Raw genomic sequence first — 18,068 nt, forward strand, 5'->3', positions numbered from 1 at the left:
ACGATCTCCGCCATGGCCGCGAACAGGCTCGAGGCAACGACCCACGCCGAGCCGGCGAAAACGCTGACGCACGGGGAATGTGTGCGGCTGATCCGCTCCCCGGTGCGCTACCGGCCCGTGCTCGCGGCGATCGACGGGCAGGAACCGGTGCCGTTGAGCTGTTTCGTGCTCGATGACGGCGACCTGCTGGTGCCCGCCGGCCGGGACCGGACGCTGATCCGCCGCGCCTCGGGCCGTCCCGTGGCGATCACCGTCACCGAGCGGAACCTGCATGCGCCAGGCGGCTGGACCGTTACCGGGATCGGGCTCGCCCGGCCGCTGGTCGCGGCCGAGCGCCCGGATCCGCTGCCCCGCGCCACGACGCGGGAGGACTTCGACACCGGCCTGCGCGTCGTCATCGCCCGTTTCACCGGCGCCACCGACGTCAGGTGATCCGCAACGCCAGCTGCTCATTGTTGGACGTGTAGCACAAGTACTCGAACGTGATCCCCGTGCGCGCGACGAACTCCTGCCACGCCTTGTGCTCGTGCTCCTCCCAGCCCGGGTAGTTGAAGTACTCGTCGAACAGCACGACACTGCCCGGCCGCAACCGGTCCCCGAGGTGCTCGAGCACGGTCGCGGTCGAGGAGTACAGATCGGCGTCCAGGTGCAGGAACGCCACCGGGCCCTGCTGCTCCTCGACGAAGCCGGGCAGGGTGTCGGCGAACCAGCCGACCACCAGCACCGCCCCGTCGACTTCGGGCCGCTGACCGCCCCGGTCGAACGCTCCGCTGGGGATGTTGGTGCGCCAGTCCTCGGGCAAGCCCTCGAACGAGTCGAACCCGTAGATTTCGCGGCCTGGCAGCGCCGCGGTGATCGCCTTGAGCGTGGTGCCGCCGAACACCCCGAACTCGCACACCATCCCCGTGTCCGGCACGAAGGAAAGGGCGTGCTGCAAGGTTTCCATCGGGTGCGGGAACGTCACCACCGTCGGCAGGTGCGCACGCACGAACCGGTCGGTGCTTGCGACCGCGGCACGCTCGCCGGCCGCGTGAATATCGCGGCGCGAGCGGAACTCGATCTCCCGCACCGTGTCGGCCAGCCGGGCGGTTTCCTCGCGCAGCTCGCGGCGAAGCCCTTCCACCAGCGCCTCGTACCGGGCGTACTGACGGTCGGCGGTCTCGTCGGCGATCCGCACCAGTTTGGCCCGCAGGCCGGCGCGCAGCCGGTCGAACATATTCGGTTCTCCTCAATCGGTTTCGAACAGCCGGGTCCAGTTGGCCCGGCTGGTGAGCTCCGGCAGCGCGGCCCGGTACCGCCGGCCCGCGTGGCGCCCCTCGCGCACGAACCGCGCGATCACCGCGGCGCCCCGCGCGGCCAGTGCCCGCAACACGACCGGGTCACGTTCCCGCAGCCGCACCCCGTTCTGCGCCGGGTCGGTCACCACTGCCTTGTCGTACAACGAAACATGCCACCATCGGTTGTGCCGGGCGGCGATCGTGGCCGCGCCCCGGGTGCGGCCCAGCAACTGGTACACGGCCCGTTTGGCGAGCACCAGGCTCGGTTTCGACGGCGTCGGCTCGGGCACCTGGACCGGCAGCATCGGCGCGCCGGTCAGCGGATGCACCACGGTTTCCGGGTACTCCGCGCGCAGCTTACGGATCCTGGCCGCGGCCTGCACGCCACCGTCGGCGAGCACCTCGGGCCCGCGCAGGAAGTCCTCGATGGCGGCGATCAGCGTGCGGGCGAGACCGTAGCGCATCGACGACAGGTACCGCCACAGCTCACCGAACAGGAACCAGGCCGTGCTCTTGATGTCGAACTCGCCGTGCAGCGCGCTGGCCACGAGTGCGTTGCGGAGGCTGAAATACCGCGACCAGTCGTCCCAGTCCTTCCAGGAGAAGTCCGCGTGCCACACCCCGGCCCCGGCGAGGGTGACGGTCGGGAACCCGGCGGCGCGGGCCCGCAGCCCGTACTCGATGTCGTCCCACTGGAAGAACATCGGCAGCGGGTAGCCGACGCTCGCAAGCACCTCGGGCGGGATCACGCACGACCACCACGCGTTGTACTCCGCGTCGACCCGGATTTCCTGCTGCGACGAGGTCATGTCGGCGTCGCGGACGGCTTCCGGCACCGCGCGTCCCGCGCGCAGGCGGGGCAGGTCGGTCCGCTCGGCCCCGACGTGCAACCGGTCCGGATGCAGCAACTGCAGCATCTGCCCGCCGACGATCGAGGGCTGGGCGGTGTGCGCGGCGAACGCCAGCATCCGCAGGACCGTGTCCGGCTCCGGCACGATGTCGTCGTCCATCAGCAGCACGTAGGGCCAGTTCTCCGGCTCGCCCGCGGTGGCCTCGCACAGGCCGCGGGTGAACCCGCCCGCGCCGCCGAGATTGGGCTGGCGGATGTAGCGCAGGATTCCGCCCAGTTCTTCGCGCACCGCGGCGAAACCCGCGCGGGAGGACACCGGGTCGGTGCCCTGGTCCACGACGTAGACCGCGTCCAGCGCCGCCACGCATCCGGGATCGGCGGCCAGGATGCGCAGGGTCGCGATGCAGTCGTCGGCACGGTTGTAGGTGCAGATCGCGATCACCGCGCCGCGCTCGGCGGCCGGAGCGGCGACCTGCCAGCGCACGTCACCGGCGACCAGCCGGCCGGTGCCCGTGGTGAATTCCAGCCAGAGCGCCCCGCCATCGGCGAACTGGTTCAGCCGGGCGTGCAGCTCGATCGGTTCCCCGGACTCGGTGTGCACCCGCGCGCTGTCGGCAGACCGGATCAGGCCGCTGCTGTCGGAGGCCATCAGCCGCACCCGGCCCGCACCATGGGCCGTGACGCGGACGCTCACCCGGTCGGCCGCGGTCCAGCGCTGCCAGTAGCTGGCGGGGAACCGGCCGAAGTAGGTGTTGGTACGGACACGCGCGTTCGGCTCCAAGCTGATGCGGGCCCGTTCGGCGACGACCGCACCACGCTCGGTTTCGAAGTACAGCTCCTCGGGCTCCAGATCACGCGGCGGCACGAAGAACGTCCGCTGCACCAGCCGGGCGCTTCCGCTCATCGAGCCATCCTCCACTCCCCGGGCGGCACTCCCCGGGCGGCCTCCCGTGCGTACGAGGGTGCCAGCATCGGCCCCGCTCGGCATGTCGGCTCGTGCGGGATACCCACGGTAGAGCACAAGGACTCCTGGGGGCCGCTGGTCGCCTGCTTGGATAAACGGCGGCACCGGTGCCAAGCTGGGCACATGGTTCAGCCCGATCACGGCTCCGGCGACGCGACGCCGTCACTGCGCGGCACGCTGTCCCAGCTTCGGCTGCGGGAGCTGCTGGGCGAGGTGCAGGACCGCGTCGAACAACTCGTCAGTGCCCGGGACCAGATGGACGGGTTGCTCGAGGCGATGCTGGCCGTGGCCAGCGGCCTGGAGCTCGACGCGACCCTGCGCCGCATCGTGCACGCGGCGATCGAGCTGGTGGACTGCCGCTACGGTGCGCTCGGCGTGCTCAACGCCGACGGGGTCGGGCTCGCCGAGTTCGTCTACGAAGGCATCGACGAACCGATGCGGGAACGGATCGGGCACCTGCCGGAGGGGCACGGGTTGCTGGGCCTGCTGATCGATCAGCCGAAACCGATCCGCCTCAGCAATCTTTCGCAGCACCCCGCGTCGTCGGGGTTCCCGGCCAACCACCCGCCGATGCGCAGTTTCCTCGGCGTGCCCGTGCTGGTGCGCCAGCAGGTCTTCGGAAACCTTTATCTCACCGAGAAAGCGGGCGGTCAGCCGTTCACCGAGGACGACGAGGTGGTGGTGCAGGCGCTGGCCGCGGCGGCCGGGATCGCCGTGGAGAACGCGCGCCTGTACGAGGAGGCGCGGCTACGGCAGCGCTGGCAGGAAGCGACCAGCGAGATCCGCGCAGAGTTACTGTCCACCGCCAGGCCCGACCAGGTGCTCGACCTGATCGCGCACCGCACGATGGTGCTGACCGGCGCCGACTACACGCTGATCGCGCAGCCGGAGGACCCGGAGCTCCCCGCGCCCGAGGTGGAGAACCTGGTCGTCACCGTGTGCGAGGGTATCGATCCGGCCGGGCTGCGGGGCAAACTGCTCCCGGTCGACGAGTCCACCGCCGGTGAGGCCTTCCGCACCGCCTTACCGGTGTTGAGCGCGCGTCTGCGCTGGGACCTGGCGAGCGACATCCCGGAGGAGTTCGGGCCGGCGCTGGTGCTTCCGCTGCGGGCGTCGTCCGACACCGTGTCCGGCGTGCTGGTCGCGGTGCGCCGGGCGGGCGCGGAACCGTTCGAGTCCGGGCAGGTGCCCCTCGCTTCGTCGTTCGCCGACCAGGCCGCGCTCGCCCTGCAGCTGGCGGACGACCAGCGGCGGCTCTACCAGCTTGAGGTGCTCGCCGACCGCGACCGCATCGCCCGCGATCTGCACGATCACGTCATCCAGCGGCTGTTCGCCCACGGCCTCGCACTGCAGAGCACGCGACTGCGCACCCGCTCCCCCGATATCCAGCGCCGCCTGTCCGACGCGGTCGAGGATGTGCAGAACATCGTGGCCGAGATCCGCACGGCGATCTTCGATTTGCACGGCGGGCTGCAGGGCACGACGCAGCTGCGCAAGCGGCTGCACGAGATCATCGCGGAGGTCACCGCGAATTCCGGGATGCAGTCGACGATCCGGGTGTCCGGTCCGCTGGGGGTGGTGTCCGCGCCGCTGGCCGAGCACGCCGAAGCCGTCGTGCGAGAGGCGGTGACCAACGCGGTCCGCCATTCGGCGGCGGGCACGCTCACGGTGACGATCTCCGTCAACGACGATCTCGTCATCGACGTCACCGACGACGGCCAGGGCGTCCCGGATACCGTGGCGCGCAGCGGGTTACACAATCTCGCTACCCGCGCGGAAGAGGCAGGCGGCTTCTTCCGGCTGGAGACCCCGGAAGCCGGTGGCACGAAACTCATCTGGAGCGCACCGGTTTCCTGACTATCCACTGTGGACGGACGGAGCGGCGGTCACCGGGTAGCCGACGCGCAGGATCGCCTGCGGGTGGCCGGGCAGCTCGAGTCGTTCGATCAGCTCGGCACGCACCTCGGGCAGCCGCAGCGGCTGGGTCAGCACCGACGCCACGAGCCCGCGCACGACGGCGGCCAGCCACACCTCCTGCAGCGCCCGCCCGGCGAGGAGATGATCGCGGCGGCTGTCGTCGTCGGCGAGCACGATCAGCAGGCACTCCTGCTGCAGTCGCGCGGTCAACGTGAGCACGTCCGGCACATGCGTGTGGGGCCGCACCAGGCCGCCCCAGGGCAGCGTCGGCTCCTCCGGCAACGGTTCGCGGAACTGATCCGACCACGCCTGCAACTCCCGCTGATAGGCGCGGTCACCTCGGAAGATCAAGGCGGCATGACCGAGCAGCCCGGCGAGCGCCCGGCCGTCGCCCCGCCCCACGACCTGCACGCTCGTGCCATCGGTGACGTCGGCACGCAGCAGTTCCCGCACGTCCACGGGCGGGACCGGGCGCAGTGCGAACGGGGCACGGTAGCTGCGGCGCTGGAAGATCGCGGCGTACTGGTTCACTTCCGTCTCGTCCGCCTGGCCGCGTTCGGTGGCCACGACCCTGGCCAGCAGATCGCGCTGATCCGCTTGGGGGAACAGGGAAAGTTTCACTTCCCAGCCCAGTGCGCGCACCGCGAGCCGCAGATTGGTCAGCGCCGCGCCACAGGAGATCAACCGGTCGCGGCCGGAGGGATCATGGCGCGGCAGCCTTACCTCGGGGCGTTCGAACAACTCCACGCCGCCGGCCTGTAACCGCAGCACCCACGGCTGGCTGTTGTGCACCGACGGCGCCCGCGCGACGGCACGTGCCAGCACCCCGGCCTCGGTCGCCGACCAGGTCATGGCCACCACCCCATTTCTCTCCCCGCTCACGGTTCCCGCCCGGGGGCGGGCACAGTAGGGTCCACCCGGCCTGAGGACTGATGACCTTGGTCCTCTCCGCTGGGGACCAAAACCCGCGTCGCCGGGCGCGGGCCGGGCCCTAACCTGTCCGCGGTATCGGAAAGGTGGGGCTTTGATCAAGGTGTTTCTGGTGGACGACCATGAGGTCGTCCGCCGTGGCGTCGCGGACCTGCTGGAAGCCGATCCCGAGCTGACCGTTGTCGGTGAGGCGCCGAACGTCGCGCAGGCGCTGGCGCGTATCCCCGCGTTGCGGCCGGATGTGGCGCTGCTGGATGTGCGGCTGCCGGACGGCAACGGGGTCGAGCTGTGCCGGGAACTGCGGTCACGGCTTCCGGAGCTGAACGTGCTGATGCTGACTTCGTACACCGACGAGGAAGCGATGCTCAACGCGATCCTCGCCGGCGCCGGTGGGTATGTCATCAAAGACATCCAAGGGCTGCAACTGGTTTCCGCCGTGCACGAGGTCGGTTCCGGTCGTTCGCTGCTGGACAACCGGGCCGCCGCGACGCTGATGGCGAAGCTGCGCGCCGACGCCGCGGACCAGGGCCCGCTGTCGGGGCTCACCGAATCCGAACGACGGTTGCTGGAGCTGATCGGGGAGGGCCTGACCAACCGGCAGATCGCCGAACGGATGTTCCTCGCCGAGAAGACGGTCAAGAATTACGTGTCCCGGCTGCTGACGAAACTCGGCTTGGAGCGCCGCACGCAGGCCGCGGTGCTGGCCGCCAAACTGCACGAACGCCGTCCTTACGGTGAATGAGCTCCTGGACGTTTTCGCCGGCCGGTACGATTTCGCGCTCACCGAGCGGCTGACGATCGAGGCGTCCACAGTGGACACTTATGCGACGATGGGCCGGTTGCGTGGCGGTGATCTACGGTCCCCCGCGCTGCCCTGGGCGCGTGGGTTGCCGCTGGGGTTGCGGCCGGATGAGGATGGCCCCGCGTTCGAGGAGATCCTGCTCGGCGGCCGCTGGGTGCTGCTCGGCGAACGACCAGGGCACGAGATCGTGCTCGGCGCGGCGGGCCGGTTCTGGACGCCGTTGCCGCGCTGGCACGACATCACCCCCGGCGGCTTCGCCTGCTACAACAGACCCCGGTCCGGCACGATCGCGGTGGCCTTGGCCGTCCGGGCGAGCGGCGCGGGCAGCGTGCTGACGTTCGAAACCCGCGTGCGGGTGCCCGACCCGGTGTCCCGGCGCTGGGCCGAACTTTACTGGCACCGCAACAGATCCGCCGCGAAACTGGTCGCACGCCGGCTCCTGGACGCGATCAACGGCGAAACCACCGGCGGCCACGGCCCGGCGCACCGCTGATCCGGCTACGAGGACGCGGGCTGGTCCAGATCTGACAGGTCCAGTACGAAGCGGTAGCGCACGTCGCCTCGGTCCAGGCGATCGAGTGCATCCTGGACACGGGCCGAGGGCAGGACCTCCACCTCTGCGGTGATCTGATGCTCGGCGCAGAAGGCCAGCATCTCCGCTGTGTGCCGTCGACCGCCCGTGCCTGAGGAGGTCAGCTTCTTGCGCCCTGCGGTCAGGTCCATGATGCGGACCGTCGTGTCCACGGGGAAGCCGAGCACGCTCAGGGTGCCGTCCAGAGCGGCCATGCGCAGCAGCACAGAGAGGTCGTGCGGAGCGGAGATGGTGTCCAGGATGAGGTCGAAGCGGCCGAACGCCTGCTGCGTCTGTTTGTCGTCAGTGGTCAACAGCAGTTCCGTGGCCCCGAGCTTCTGCGCATCGACGGCCTTGTCCGCGGTGCGGCTGAGTACGGTGACCTCGGCGCCGAGGGCGGCGGCCAGCTTCACCCCGAGGTGGCCCAGCCCGCCCAGCCCGGCCACGGCCACCCGGGAGCCCGGCCCGATACCGGCCGCGCGCATCGGCTCCCATACCGTGATCCCGGCGCACATCAACGGAACGGCCGCTGCCGCATCGAGATGCCCGGGCAGCCGGTAGGCGAACTTCTCACGCAGCACATACTCGCGGCTGTAGCCGCCCTTCAACGACGTGCCGTCGATGCGGTCGACGCCGCCGTAGGTGCTGACGGGACCCTCGAAACAAAAGTTCTCCTGCCCTGCCTGACACATCGGGCAAGTGCCGCAGGAGTCGACGAGCGTTCCTACCGCGATCCGGTCCCCGAGCGCGAATCCGGTCACCGCCGGCCCCACCTCCGTGACCGTGCCGGTGAACTCGTGACCCGGGACCAGCGCGCCGGACCCCAGAGCGGCATGGTCACCCAGCGCGCCCTGAACGGCGTGCAGGTCACTGTGGCAGACACCGCAAAAGTCGACCCGCATCGCGATGTCGTCTTCGCGCAGCTCCCTTCGATCGAACGCGATCCGCTGAAGCGCGGTGGAGCCGTCGGCAGCGCTTTGCCAACCCATAGTGGTACGCATGATCCTCCGATACAGACAGAATTTTCGGTCTGTTCGCGAGCCTAAACGCCAAGCCGTTCATAGGCAAACCTACTTTTCTGTCTGTTACCCTGGGGTATGCCTGAACTGCCGACCACACCGCGCGGCGCAGCCACCCGGCGACGCATCCTTGATGCGGCCACCGAGGAATTCGCCCGGCACGGTATCGCCGGTGCCCGAATCGAGCGCATCATCGCCGCGGCCAGCACCAACAAGGCCCAGGCATACGGTTACTTCGGCAACAAAGAGGGCCTGTTCGACGCCGTCGTGGTCGATTGCGTCGAGCGCAGCACCAACGCCATCCCGTTCGATGTCGAGGACCTGCCCGGCTGGGCGGTGAGCCTGTATGACCAGAACCTGCACCAACCCGGCCTTGCCCGGCTCATCGCGTGGATCCGCCTCGAACAGCATCCCACCGGCCGCTGGTTCGACAGCTCCCAGCATGAACACAAACTCACCGCCATCACCCAGGCTCAGGCTGCGGGCAAACTGCGCCCCGGCGATCCCTTCGACCTGCTCACCATGGTCATCGCGATGGCAAGCGCATGGTCACCGGCCAGCGGCGTCTACACGGCAACCGCAGACGAACCCGAGGCTGACCACCAGCGCCGCCGAGCCCTGCTCCACGACTGCGTTGCCCGCGCAGTAGCCCCCTGAACCCCAGTGCGGCGGCGATTTCCTCGAGGCCGGCCCGGTCAACCGGCCAGGCCGCTGCCATGCGATTCCCGCGCTCGCTACCGGGTGATGCCCGTCAGGCGGGGGACCGTCGCCGTGCGGCCGGCGAGCACCATCACCACCGCCTTGATGGGGCCGCTGACCTCCGTCCCCTCCCCCACACTCCACTTCACATCCGTCGCGGTGAACCGGTGCCCCGCCCACGCGCGGCGGGCGTGGAAGGGAAAACCGATATCCCACAGGTGATCCGCCGACGCGATCGCCGCGGCGGCGGGCATCGGATGGTCACGGCCGAGCGGGATGGCGATGTCCTGCGCGTGCACGTGGACGTCCATCAGCGCGTTGTCCAGCGTCTGCCCCGGCGCGAGACGACGTGAACCGGCGGACTCACGGATCAGCCCGACCAGCTCGCCACGGGTGCGGGCCGCCGCAACGTCCTTCGCAGTGGTATAGACCATCCGGTTGAAACTCCCCCGCGCCTTGATCATCGCTTTCAGCACCGCGGGCACGGACGCGTTCGGACCGGTCGTCAGATGCGCCGCGACGTCGAGCACCGTCCAGCGTTCGCACAGCGACGGCGCTGCCCACTCCTCGTCCGACAGCTGTTCGAGCAGGTCGGCCACGCGGAGCCGTGCCGCTTGGATGGCGGCCCATTTCTCGTGGGAATCCATGGACACCTCGCCCGGATTTGGTACGATTATCTGACTACTTTAATCAGTCTCTCTGACTATAGTCAAGGAGTGCGGGTGAACACCGGACTGCTGCTGTACATCCCGTATCGCCACCTGGAGAACCGGGTGCTCGGCGCCATCGCGGCAGCCGGCTTCGACGTCACGATCGCGCAGGCGCGGTTGCTGCAGCGGGTCGGCGCGCGTGGTAGCCGCCTCACCGAGCTCGCCGAGGCGGCACAGGTGACCAAGCAGACCGCCGGTTTCCTGGTCGACCAACTGGAAAAAGCGGGCTGGGTCGCGCGGGTGCCGGACCCCACGGACGGGCGGGCGCGGCTGGTGTGCCTGACAGCCAAGGCGAAGGAAGCGTCGGTGGTCGCCGAGGCCGAGATCGAGCGCATCGAGGCGGAGTGGGACCGGCACGTGGGCAAGCGGAAGATGGCCCAGCTGCGCGAAACGCTGGAAAAGCTGTGCGAGATCACGGATCCGTACCGCTGAACCGTCCACTATGGACCGAGCGTTACTCCCGTGGGGTGCGGTACTGTGCGATATAGCGTTGCCGGATCAGCTCGTCCTCCTCGGCGTGCGCTTCGGCGCGGACGCGTTTGCCGGTACCACGCGGAAAACCGTGCTTGGCCAGCCGGTTCTCGGCCGCTTCCTCCATGTACACGAACGAGTAGAAGTACCCGACCAGCGCCGCCATCAGCACCAGGGCGAGCCGCAGCAGGATCGGCGCCGGGAGCAGGAGCCACACCAGCATCAGCGGCCCCACCAGGACGGTGCTGCGCGCCGCGTGCCGCCATACCCAGGTCTTCGAAGTGGTGTCGTGCAGGACCCAGTCGCGGTATCGGGCGGGCAGACGGCCGCCGAGCGCGTACCAGATCCAGCGCACCGGGTTGGGACGTTGTCTCACACAGGCGATAGTAGACTAATAGTTAGTGCACTAACTAATGGAGTGGTGATGACCACGATCGATCTGGGCCCGGATCCGCTGGCCCTGGACCGGCAGGTGTGCTTCGCGCTGTCGGTGGCCTCGCGCAGCGTCATCGCGATCTACCGGCCGCTGCTCAAGCCGTACGGCCTCACGCATCCGCAGTATCTGGTGCTGCTTGCTTTGTGGGACAAGGCTCCGCGCACGGTGAAGGACCTGTGCCAGACGCTGCGTGCCGAGCCGGCGACGCTGTCACCGCTGCTCAAACGCCTCGAAGCGCTCGGCTATGTGACGCGCGAACGCAACCGGTCCGACGAGCGCGCGCTGCTTGTCGAGCTCACCGAGGCCGGGCGCAAGTTCCGCAAGGAGGCGGAGAAGATCCCGTATCGCGTCGTCGAGGAGCTCGGCATGGAGCTCGCCGAGCTCGAACAGCTGCACGCCGCACTCGGCCGCGTCATCGCCGCAACCGGCGAGTGACCACCACGCGAGTTGCGCGTTCCCGGCGCGCGAGTTGACCGTTCCCGACGCGCGAGTTGCGCGTTCCCGACGCGCGAGTCGACCGTTCGCGGCGCGCGAGTTGAGCGTTCCCGCCACGCCGGGGTCGCGCCCCGGGCGCCGGCGATGCGAATTCCGCGGCCGCCTCGACACCGGCACGCGCGCGATGAAGCCGAGCCCGGCCTCGGCGGGCGGCGCACGCTCCAATGACTGAGCTTGAACGGGTTCAGGATGATCGGGCTCGAACCCGACGTTGCGCCGTCAACGGTCGGTCCATGCCCGGCCGGCACAGCGTGCGCCTCGCCGACTTCACGCCAGTCCGCGCCCGGCCGCCACGTCCCCAGTCCGATGACCGACACCTTCCGGGCGGCTTTGCCCAGCACCCGTTGTTCCAGCACGGAAATCGTGGGTGCGGCTCTTCTACGATCGGATGATGACCGCCATCGAAACCCCGGGCCGGGTGCCGGGTGTACTCGGCGCCGGAGGGGCCATCGCCATCATCGGCGGGGCGCTGCTGGTGCTGCTGCTGCAATTCGTGCCGCCCACCAACGCGATCAGCCCGCTGCGCCGCACGATCAGCGAGTACAGCCTGAGCCCGAACAAGTGGATCTTCAACCTCGCGCTGATCCTCATCGCGACCGGGTCGGCCGTGCTGTTCGTCCTGCACGCGCTGCGGCGCACGATGCCGGCGACCGCATTGTTCGCCGGCGGAGTGTGGACGGTGAGCCTGCTGATCGTCGCCGCGTTCCCCAAGACCGACTGGGCAGTCGGCCCGAGTACCGGCGGCACCGTGCATCGCATCGCGAGCATCATCGGGTTCATCGTGCTGCCGGCCGGGGTTCTGATCGCTTCGGGCCGGGCGTTTCCGGACGACGTCGGCTGGCGGTGGGTGGCGCGCGTCCTGTCCCTCGCCGCGCTGGGCCTGTTCGCCCTGATCCTGACCGGGGTCGTGGTGATGCTCTCCGGGGGCGGGCCGTGGTGGACGTTCGTGCCGATCGGCCTGGTGCAGCGGGTGATGGCGCTCGTCGATCTGCTGGCGGTCGCGACGCTGGCCGTTCCGTTACTACGCTCCGGCGCGTGAATTGGGTTACAGCACTACCGATGCGCGACGGTTGGCGGTAGCTTACTAAGCGCTCGCTCAGCTCAACGTGGAGGAGGAAGTCCGTGACCGAGTCCCATTCCCGGGTCGCCATCGTCACCGGCGCCGGCCGGGGTATTGGCGCCGCGGTCGCCCGGCGGCTGGCCGCCGACGGGTTCGCCGTCGCACTGCTGGATCTGGACGAAGCCGGGGTCAAGCAAGGCGCGGAGGACATCGTCGCCGGCGGCGGCAAGGCGGTCGGCGTCGCACTCGACGTCAGCAAGACCGGCCAGGTCACCGCCGCCGTGGCGAAGGTGGTCCAGGAGCTGGGCCCGCCCACGGTGCTCGTCAACAACGCCGGCATCATCCGGGACAACCTGATCTTCAAGATGACCGACGACGACTGGGACGCGGTGCTGAACGTGCACCTGCGCGGCTCGTTCCTGATGACCCGCGAGGTACAGAAGCACATGACCGCCCAGAAATGGGGCCGCATCGTCAACCTGTCGAGCACCTCGGCGCTGGGCAACCGCGGTCAGGCCAACTACGCCGCCGCCAAGGCGGGCATGCAGGGCTTCACCAAGACGCTGGCGATCGAACTGGGCAAGTTCGGCGTCACCGCGAACGCGATCGCGCCGGGCTTCATCGCCACCGACATGACCGCGGCCACGGCCGAGCGCGTCGGGATGTCGTTCGAGGACTTCAAGGCCGCGAACGCACGGGAGATCCCGGTGCAGCGCGTCGGCACCCCGGACGACATCGCGCACACCGTGTCGTTCCTGGTGAGCGAGGGGGCGGGATTCGTCTCCGGGCAGGTCATCTACGTCGCCGGCGGACCGAGGGACTGAGCAGATGCGCGTTTTCTCCAGCCTGGACGAGTTCGCCGCCGCGGTCGGCGAAAAGCTCGGCAGCAGCGAATGGCACACCGTGACCCAGGAACAGGTCAACCTGTTCGCCGACGCGACCGCGGATCACCAGTGGATCCACGTGGACGTGGAAAAGGCGAACCAGGGCCCGTTCGGCGGCCCCATCGCGCACGGGTTCCTTACTTTGTCGCTGCTTCCCCGATTCGGCGCCCAGACCTATCGCGTCGACGGCCTGAAGATGGCCATCAACTACGGCCTGAACAAGGTGCGGTTCCCGCAGCCGGTCAAGGTGGGCGCGAAGGTCCGCGGCACCGCGGAGCTCGCCGAGGTCACCGATGTCCCGGGCGGGAAGCAGACTGTCGTCAGGTGGACCGTCGAGATCGAAGGCGAGCCGAAACCCGCCTGTGTGGCCGAGTTCGTCGGGCGTCTGCTCGCCTGACGACCGGCCGGCGGGGGCGGCGTGCCATCACTGGCCCACAACATACCGACTGGTCGGTATTTGAATGGAGGAGACGTGAGTGAGGAACACCCGCCGGGGCTTGACCTCGTGCGGCTGCGTGCCCATCTCGACGAGCAGGTGCCCGGTCTCGTCAAAGGCGTGCTGACGGCCGAGGTCGTGCCGGGCGGCCGATCGAACCTCACCTACATCGTCGGTGACGGTGAGTCCCGCTGGGTGGTGCGCCGCCCGCCGTTGGGCCACGTCCTGCCGACCGCACACGACATGACACGGGAGCACCGGGTGATCAGCGCGCTGCGCCCCACCGCGGTGCCGGTACCGGCGACGATCACGCTGTGCCAGGACACCCAGGTGATCGGCGCGCCGTTCTACGTGATGGAGTTCGTGGCGGGCTCGGCCTACCGGTACGCGGACCGGCTCGAGCCGCTCGGTCCACAACGGACGGCGGCCATCGCGGACGCGCTGTTGCGGACGCTGGTGGAGCTGCACGCGGTCGACCCGGAGTCGGTCGGCCTCGGAGATTTCGGGCGCCCGCAAGGGTTTCTCGAACGCCAGCTGCGGCGGTGGGGCAAGCAACTGGACTCCTCGCGCAGCCGTGACATCAGTGGTATAGACCAGCTGCGGGAGCGGCTGGCGAAACACCTGCCTGTCTCGGGCGCCCCGGCCATCGTGCACGGGGACTACCGCCTGGACAACGTGCTCGTCGACTCGCATGACCGGATCGCCGCGGTGCTGGACTGGGAGATGTCCACTCTCGGCGACCCGCTCACCGACCTCGCGTTGCTGGTGGCCTACGACGAAGTCGGCAAGAAGGACGTCGGGTTCGTGTCGAACGTCAGCCTGGCGCCGGGTTATCCCGGCACCGACGAGGTGATCGCGCGCTACGCCGAGCGTTCCGGCCGCGACGTCTCCGCGCTGAACTGGTATCTGGGCTTCGCGTTCTTCAAGCTCGCCGTGATCCTCGAAGGAATCTTCTACCGGTACCGCCATGGCCAGACCGTGGGCGCCGGGTTCGACCACATCGGAGAACTGGTCGGCCCGCTCGTCACGCTGGGCAACGAGACACTCAAGGACTGACGATGGACTTCGCCTTCGACGCGCGCACCGAGGAGCTTCGCGAAAAGCTGCTCGAATTCATGGATTCCCACATCTACCCGGCCGAACCGGTCTTCGAGGAGCAGTTGGCGCAGCGGGAGAATCCGTGGTCACCGCCGGCGGTGATCTCCGACCTCCAGGCGGCGGCGCGCGAACGTGGCCTGTGGAACCTGTTCCTGCCCGGTGAGCACGGGTCCGGCCTGACCAACCTCCAGTACGCGCCGCTGGCCGAGATCACCGGCCGCAGCCCGCACCTGGCCCCGATCGCGCTCAACTGCGCCGCACCGGACACCGGGAACATGGAAGTGCTGGCGCAGTTCGGCACCGAGGCGCAGCGCAAACAGTGGCTGGAACCGTTGCTGGGCGCGGAAATCCGCTCCGCGTTCGCGATGACCGAGCCGGACGTCGCTTCGTCCGACGCACGCAACATCACCACGAGCATCGTGCGTGACGGCGACGAGTACGTCATCAACGGCCGCAAGTGGTACATCACCGGCGCGATGAATCCCGCCTGCGCGATTTTCATCGTGATGGGCAAGACGGATCCGGAGGCCGCCGCGCACCGGCAGCAGAGCATGGTGCTCGTCCCCCGTGACACGCCGGGGTTGACGGTCAAGCGCGGGATGAAGGTGTTCGGCTACGACGACAGTTCACACGGCGGGCACGCCGAGGTGATCTTCGACGACGTGCGGGTGCCCGCGGAGAACTTGCTCGTCGAGGAGGGCGCCGGGTTCGCCATCGCGCAGGCCCGGCTCGGGCCGGGACGCATCCACCACTGCATGCGCTCGATCGGCATCGCCGAGCGCGCCGTGGAGTTGTTGTGCCGGCGGGCGCTGGGCCGCTCCGCGTTCGGCAAGCCGATCGCCGACCAGGGCGTGGTGCAGGACTGGATCGCCGAGTCGCGGGTGCGGATCGAGCAGCTGCGGATGCTCGTGCTCAAGACGGCGTGGCTGATGGACACCGTGGGAAACCGCGGCGCGCACACCGAGATCCAGGCGATCAAGATCGCTACACCGTCCACTGTGGAATGGATTCTGGACAAGGCCATCCAGGCCCATGGCGCCGGCGGGCTGTCGCAGGACTTCCCGCTCGCCGAGATGTGGGCGGGCATCCGGACGCTGCGCTTCGCGGACGGACCGGACGAGGTGCACAAGCGTTCGCTGGCACACCGTGAACTGAAGAAGTACCAGGAGAACCGATGACCACCGCGGAAGATCTGCGTACGCGCGTTCAAGAGTTCCTCGCTCAGCACGACCCGAAGACCACCGAGCGGCTGGAGTTCCTCGGCGCTCGCTTCGACGCGGGCCTGGCGTGGGTGCACTACCCCGCCGGGCTGGGCGGGCTCGACGCGCCACGGGAACTACAGTCTGTTGTGGACGCCGAGTTCGCGGCGGCGGGCGCACCGGACAACAACCCGCGCCGGATCATGATCGGGCTGGGTATGGCGGCGCCGACCATCCTGCGATTCGGTACCGAGGAACAGAAGAAGCGCTACCTCCGTCCACTGTGGACCGGTGAAGAGGTGTGGTGCCAGCTGTTCTCCGAACCGGGCGCGGGCTCCGACCTCGCCGCGCTCGGTACCCGCGCGGTCCGCGACGGGGAAGGCTGGGTGATCACCGGGCAGAAGGTCTGGACCTCTGTCGCGCATCTGGCGAAGTTCGCGATCCTGGTCACCCGCACCGATCCGGATGTGCCCAAGCACCAGGGCATGACCTACTTCATCTGCGACATGACGGCGCCCGGCGTCGAGGTACGCCCGCTGCGGCAGCTGACCGGCGAAGCCGAGTTCAACGAGGTGTTCCTCTCCGGCGTCCGGCTGCCGGACACCAACCGGCTCGGCGCGGTCGGCGAAGGCTGGAAGGTCGCACAGACGACGCTGATGAACGAGCGCTTCGCGATCGGCGGCAACGCGATGCCCCGCGAGGGCGGGCTGATCGGGATCGTCGCGAACACCTGGCGCGAACATCCCGAACAGCGCACGCCGGACCTGCACGAGCGGCTGCTGCGGCTGTGGGTCGGCGCGGAAACCGCACGGCTGGCCGCTGACCGGTTGCGCCAGCAGCTCGCGATCGGCGCGCCGGGGCCGGAGGGTTCGGCGATGAAGCTGGCTTTTGCCAAGCTGCAACAGGAACTGACCGGCCTGGAGGTCGAACTGGCCGGCGAGGACGGGCTGCGCTATGGCGAATGGGCGATGCGGCGTCCCGAGAGCGTCGACATGATCGGCCGCGACCCCGGATTCCGGTACCTGCGGGCGAAGGGCAACTCGATCGAAGGCGGCACCTCCGAGGTACTGCGGAACATCATCGCCGAGCGGGTACTCGGCCTGCCTTCGGAACCCCGCGTCGACAAGGACATCGCCTGGAAGGACCTGCCGCGATGAGTGACCTGCTGTACTCGGATATCGAGGAGGACCTGCGGGCCAGTGTCCGCAACCTGCTCGAAGCGCGCGCGGACGCCGCTTCGGTGCTGGCGCGGACCGAAACCGCCGAGCCGTACGACCTCAAGCTGTGGCAGACGCTCGCGGACCTGGGACTGGTCGGCCTGCTGGTACCGGAGGAGCTGGGCGGGCAGGACGCGTCCGCCCGTGAAGTCGCCGTGGTGCTCGAGGAACTGGGCCGGGCCGTGGCGCCGGTGCCGTTCCTCGGCAGCGCCGTACTGGCCACGTCGGCGTTATTGGCGTGTGGCACCGAAAATTCCGGTCAACTGGTTCGCCGGCTCGCGATGGGTGAGGCGACCGGGGCGCTGGCGATCACACTCACCCGGTGGCCCGGCGCGGATTTCCCGGCCACGGTCAGGGCGGACGGCGATGTCCTCAGTGGACAGATCAGCCTGGTGGCCGACGCACCGGTGGCGGACGTGCTGATCGTGCCCGCGGTGACCGCCGCCGGGCCCGCGCTGTATGCCGTCGACGGCGCCACGGTCACCGAGGCGAGCGCGCTCGACCTGACCCGCCGTCTCGCCGACGTGACGCTCGACGGGGTTCCCGGGCGACTGCTTGCCGGGCCGGACCGGGCCGCGGCGGCGCTGGAGCGGGCGGTGCTCACCGGCGCCGGGTTGCTCGCCTCGGAACAACTCGGGGTGGCGCAATGGTGTCTCGATGAGACAGTCGCCTATGTCAAGCAGCGCTACCAGTTCGGCCGTCCCGTCGGTTCCTTCCAGGGACTCAAGCACCGGCTCGCCGATCTGTACCTGGAGATCGCGATGGCGCGCGCGGCGGCCCGCAACGCCGCGGACGCGCTGGCCACCGGCAGCGACGACGTGGGGATCGCGGTGGCGGTGGCGCAGTCGTCGTGCGCGTCCGTCGCGGTGCACGCGGCGGAGGAGGCGATCCAGCTGCACGGCGGGATCGGCATGACCTGGGAACACCCGGCGCACCTGTATCTCAAGCGCGCCAAGGCCGACGAGCTCGCGCTCGGCACCCCGGGCCGGCACCGCGCCGCGCTGGCGACCCTGGTGAACCTGCCCGCCTGAAC

Annotated in this window: 20 protein-coding genes; 14 read left to right on the top strand and 6 right to left on the bottom strand. The window is 69.2% G+C overall.

Features of this window, described 5'->3' with window-relative positions:
- Window positions 1-12: 12 nt before the first annotated feature.
- Window positions 13-432, top strand: a complete 420-nt coding sequence (locus GKO32_RS05400) for a hypothetical protein (protein ID WP_154755649.1) — start codon at window positions 13-15, stop codon at window positions 430-432.
- Here GKO32_RS05400 and GKO32_RS05405 read toward each other — a convergent pair.
- A complete protein-coding gene (locus GKO32_RS05405) occupies window positions 425-1,216 on the bottom strand; it encodes a TylF/MycF/NovP-related O-methyltransferase (RefSeq protein ID WP_154755650.1) in 792 nt (263 codons plus the stop codon). The genes GKO32_RS05400 and GKO32_RS05405 overlap by 8 nt on opposite strands.
- 12 nt (window positions 1,217-1,228) lie before the next feature.
- A complete protein-coding gene (locus GKO32_RS05410; RefSeq protein WP_154755651.1) occupies window positions 1,229-3,031 on the bottom strand; it encodes a glycosyltransferase in 1,803 nt (600 codons plus the stop codon).
- Between the two features lie 183 nt (window positions 3,032-3,214).
- Here GKO32_RS05410 and GKO32_RS05415 point away from each other — a divergent pair, with 183 nt between their 5' ends.
- Window positions 3,215-4,948: a GAF domain-containing sensor histidine kinase gene (locus GKO32_RS05415; RefSeq protein ID WP_166459395.1), complete on the top strand. Its 1,734-nt coding sequence runs from the start codon at window positions 3,215-3,217 to the stop codon at window positions 4,946-4,948.
- Here the strand turns inward: GKO32_RS05415 and GKO32_RS05420 are convergent, their stop codons facing one another.
- Window positions 4,949-5,860 (bottom strand): Acg family FMN-binding oxidoreductase, encoded by a 912-nt coding sequence (locus tag GKO32_RS05420; RefSeq protein WP_154755652.1) that lies wholly within the window; start codon window positions 5,858-5,860, stop codon window positions 4,949-4,951.
- 172 nt (window positions 5,861-6,032) lie between these two features.
- On the opposite strand from GKO32_RS05420, the gene GKO32_RS05425 reads away from it, so the two are divergent.
- The gene (locus GKO32_RS05425) at window positions 6,033-6,680 is read left to right on the top strand and encodes a response regulator (protein ID WP_154755653.1); all 648 of its coding nucleotides are present in this window, start codon (window positions 6,033-6,035) and stop codon (window positions 6,678-6,680) included.
- Window positions 6,673-7,233, top strand: a complete 561-nt coding sequence (locus tag GKO32_RS05430) for a hypothetical protein (RefSeq protein WP_154755654.1) — start codon at window positions 6,673-6,675, stop codon at window positions 7,231-7,233. The genes GKO32_RS05425 and GKO32_RS05430 overlap by 8 nt, the downstream gene beginning before the upstream one ends.
- Before the next feature lie 5 nt (window positions 7,234-7,238).
- On the opposite strand, the gene GKO32_RS05435 is transcribed toward GKO32_RS05430, so the two are convergent.
- On the bottom strand, window positions 7,239-8,312 hold the full coding sequence (locus tag GKO32_RS05435) for an NAD(P)-dependent alcohol dehydrogenase (protein ID WP_154755655.1): 1,074 nt from the start codon (window positions 8,310-8,312) through the stop codon (window positions 7,239-7,241).
- Window positions 8,313-8,408: 96 nt separating this feature from the next.
- Between GKO32_RS05435 and GKO32_RS05440 the strand changes: the two genes are divergently transcribed.
- Window positions 8,409-8,987 (top strand): TetR/AcrR family transcriptional regulator, encoded by a 579-nt coding sequence (locus GKO32_RS05440; protein WP_154755656.1) that lies wholly within the window; start codon window positions 8,409-8,411, stop codon window positions 8,985-8,987.
- Between the two features lie 77 nt (window positions 8,988-9,064).
- Here GKO32_RS05440 and GKO32_RS05445 read toward each other — a convergent pair whose 3' ends face one another.
- A complete protein-coding gene (locus tag GKO32_RS05445; RefSeq protein WP_154755657.1) occupies window positions 9,065-9,676 on the bottom strand; it encodes a maleylpyruvate isomerase family mycothiol-dependent enzyme in 612 nt (203 codons plus the stop codon).
- A 75-nt stretch (window positions 9,677-9,751) separates the two neighbouring features.
- Between GKO32_RS05445 and GKO32_RS05450 the strand changes: the two genes are divergently transcribed.
- Entirely contained in the window at window positions 9,752-10,171 is a 420-nt protein-coding gene (locus GKO32_RS05450; protein ID WP_312867513.1) for a MarR family winged helix-turn-helix transcriptional regulator, read from the top strand.
- Between the two features lie 22 nt (window positions 10,172-10,193).
- Here GKO32_RS05450 and GKO32_RS05455 read toward each other — a convergent pair whose 3' ends face one another.
- Window positions 10,194-10,586 carry a DUF5313 domain-containing protein gene (locus GKO32_RS05455; RefSeq protein WP_376765927.1) on the bottom strand — a complete coding sequence of 131 codons (393 nt, stop codon included), beginning with the start codon at window positions 10,584-10,586 and terminating at the stop codon, window positions 10,194-10,196.
- A gap of 48 nt (window positions 10,587-10,634) precedes the next feature.
- On the opposite strand from GKO32_RS05455, the gene GKO32_RS05460 reads away from it, so the two are divergent.
- The 8 genes from GKO32_RS05460 (at window position 10,635) to GKO32_RS05495 (ending at window position 18,066) form a co-directional block, all read left to right on the top strand.
- On the top strand, window positions 10,635-11,081 hold the full coding sequence (locus GKO32_RS05460; protein ID WP_154755658.1) for a MarR family winged helix-turn-helix transcriptional regulator: 447 nt from the start codon (window positions 10,635-10,637) through the stop codon (window positions 11,079-11,081).
- 451 nt (window positions 11,082-11,532) lie between these two features.
- Complete coding sequence (locus GKO32_RS05465) at window positions 11,533-12,180, top strand: DUF998 domain-containing protein (protein ID WP_154755659.1); 648 nt, start codon at window positions 11,533-11,535, stop codon at window positions 12,178-12,180.
- Window positions 12,181-12,263: 83 nt separating this feature from the next.
- Complete coding sequence (gene fabG, locus GKO32_RS05470; RefSeq protein WP_312867514.1) at window positions 12,264-13,025, top strand: 3-oxoacyl-ACP reductase FabG; 762 nt, start codon at window positions 12,264-12,266, stop codon at window positions 13,023-13,025.
- 4 nt (window positions 13,026-13,029) lie between these two features.
- Window positions 13,030-13,482, top strand: coding sequence for a MaoC family dehydratase (locus GKO32_RS05475; RefSeq protein WP_154755660.1), 453 nt, complete (start codon window positions 13,030-13,032; stop codon window positions 13,480-13,482).
- A 75-nt stretch (window positions 13,483-13,557) separates the two neighbouring features.
- Entirely contained in the window at window positions 13,558-14,577 is a 1,020-nt protein-coding gene (locus GKO32_RS05480) for a phosphotransferase family protein (protein ID WP_312867515.1), read from the top strand.
- Between the two features lie 2 nt (window positions 14,578-14,579).
- Window positions 14,580-15,797: an acyl-CoA dehydrogenase family protein gene (locus tag GKO32_RS05485; RefSeq protein ID WP_154755662.1), complete on the top strand. Its 1,218-nt coding sequence runs from the start codon at window positions 14,580-14,582 to the stop codon at window positions 15,795-15,797.
- Window positions 15,794-16,975, top strand: coding sequence for an acyl-CoA dehydrogenase family protein (locus GKO32_RS05490; protein ID WP_154755663.1), 1,182 nt, complete (start codon window positions 15,794-15,796; stop codon window positions 16,973-16,975). The genes GKO32_RS05485 and GKO32_RS05490 overlap by 4 nt, the downstream gene beginning before the upstream one ends.
- A complete protein-coding gene (locus GKO32_RS05495) occupies window positions 16,972-18,066 on the top strand; it encodes an acyl-CoA dehydrogenase family protein (protein ID WP_154755664.1) in 1,095 nt (364 codons plus the stop codon). The genes GKO32_RS05490 and GKO32_RS05495 overlap by 4 nt, the downstream gene beginning before the upstream one ends.
- The last annotated feature ends 2 nt before the right edge of the window (window positions 18,067-18,068 follow it).

It is taken from the genome of Amycolatopsis pithecellobii, from assembly GCF_009707865.1.
In the GTDB taxonomy this organism is placed as follows: Bacteria; Actinomycetota; Actinomycetes; order Mycobacteriales; family Pseudonocardiaceae; genus Amycolatopsis_E; species Amycolatopsis_E pithecellobii.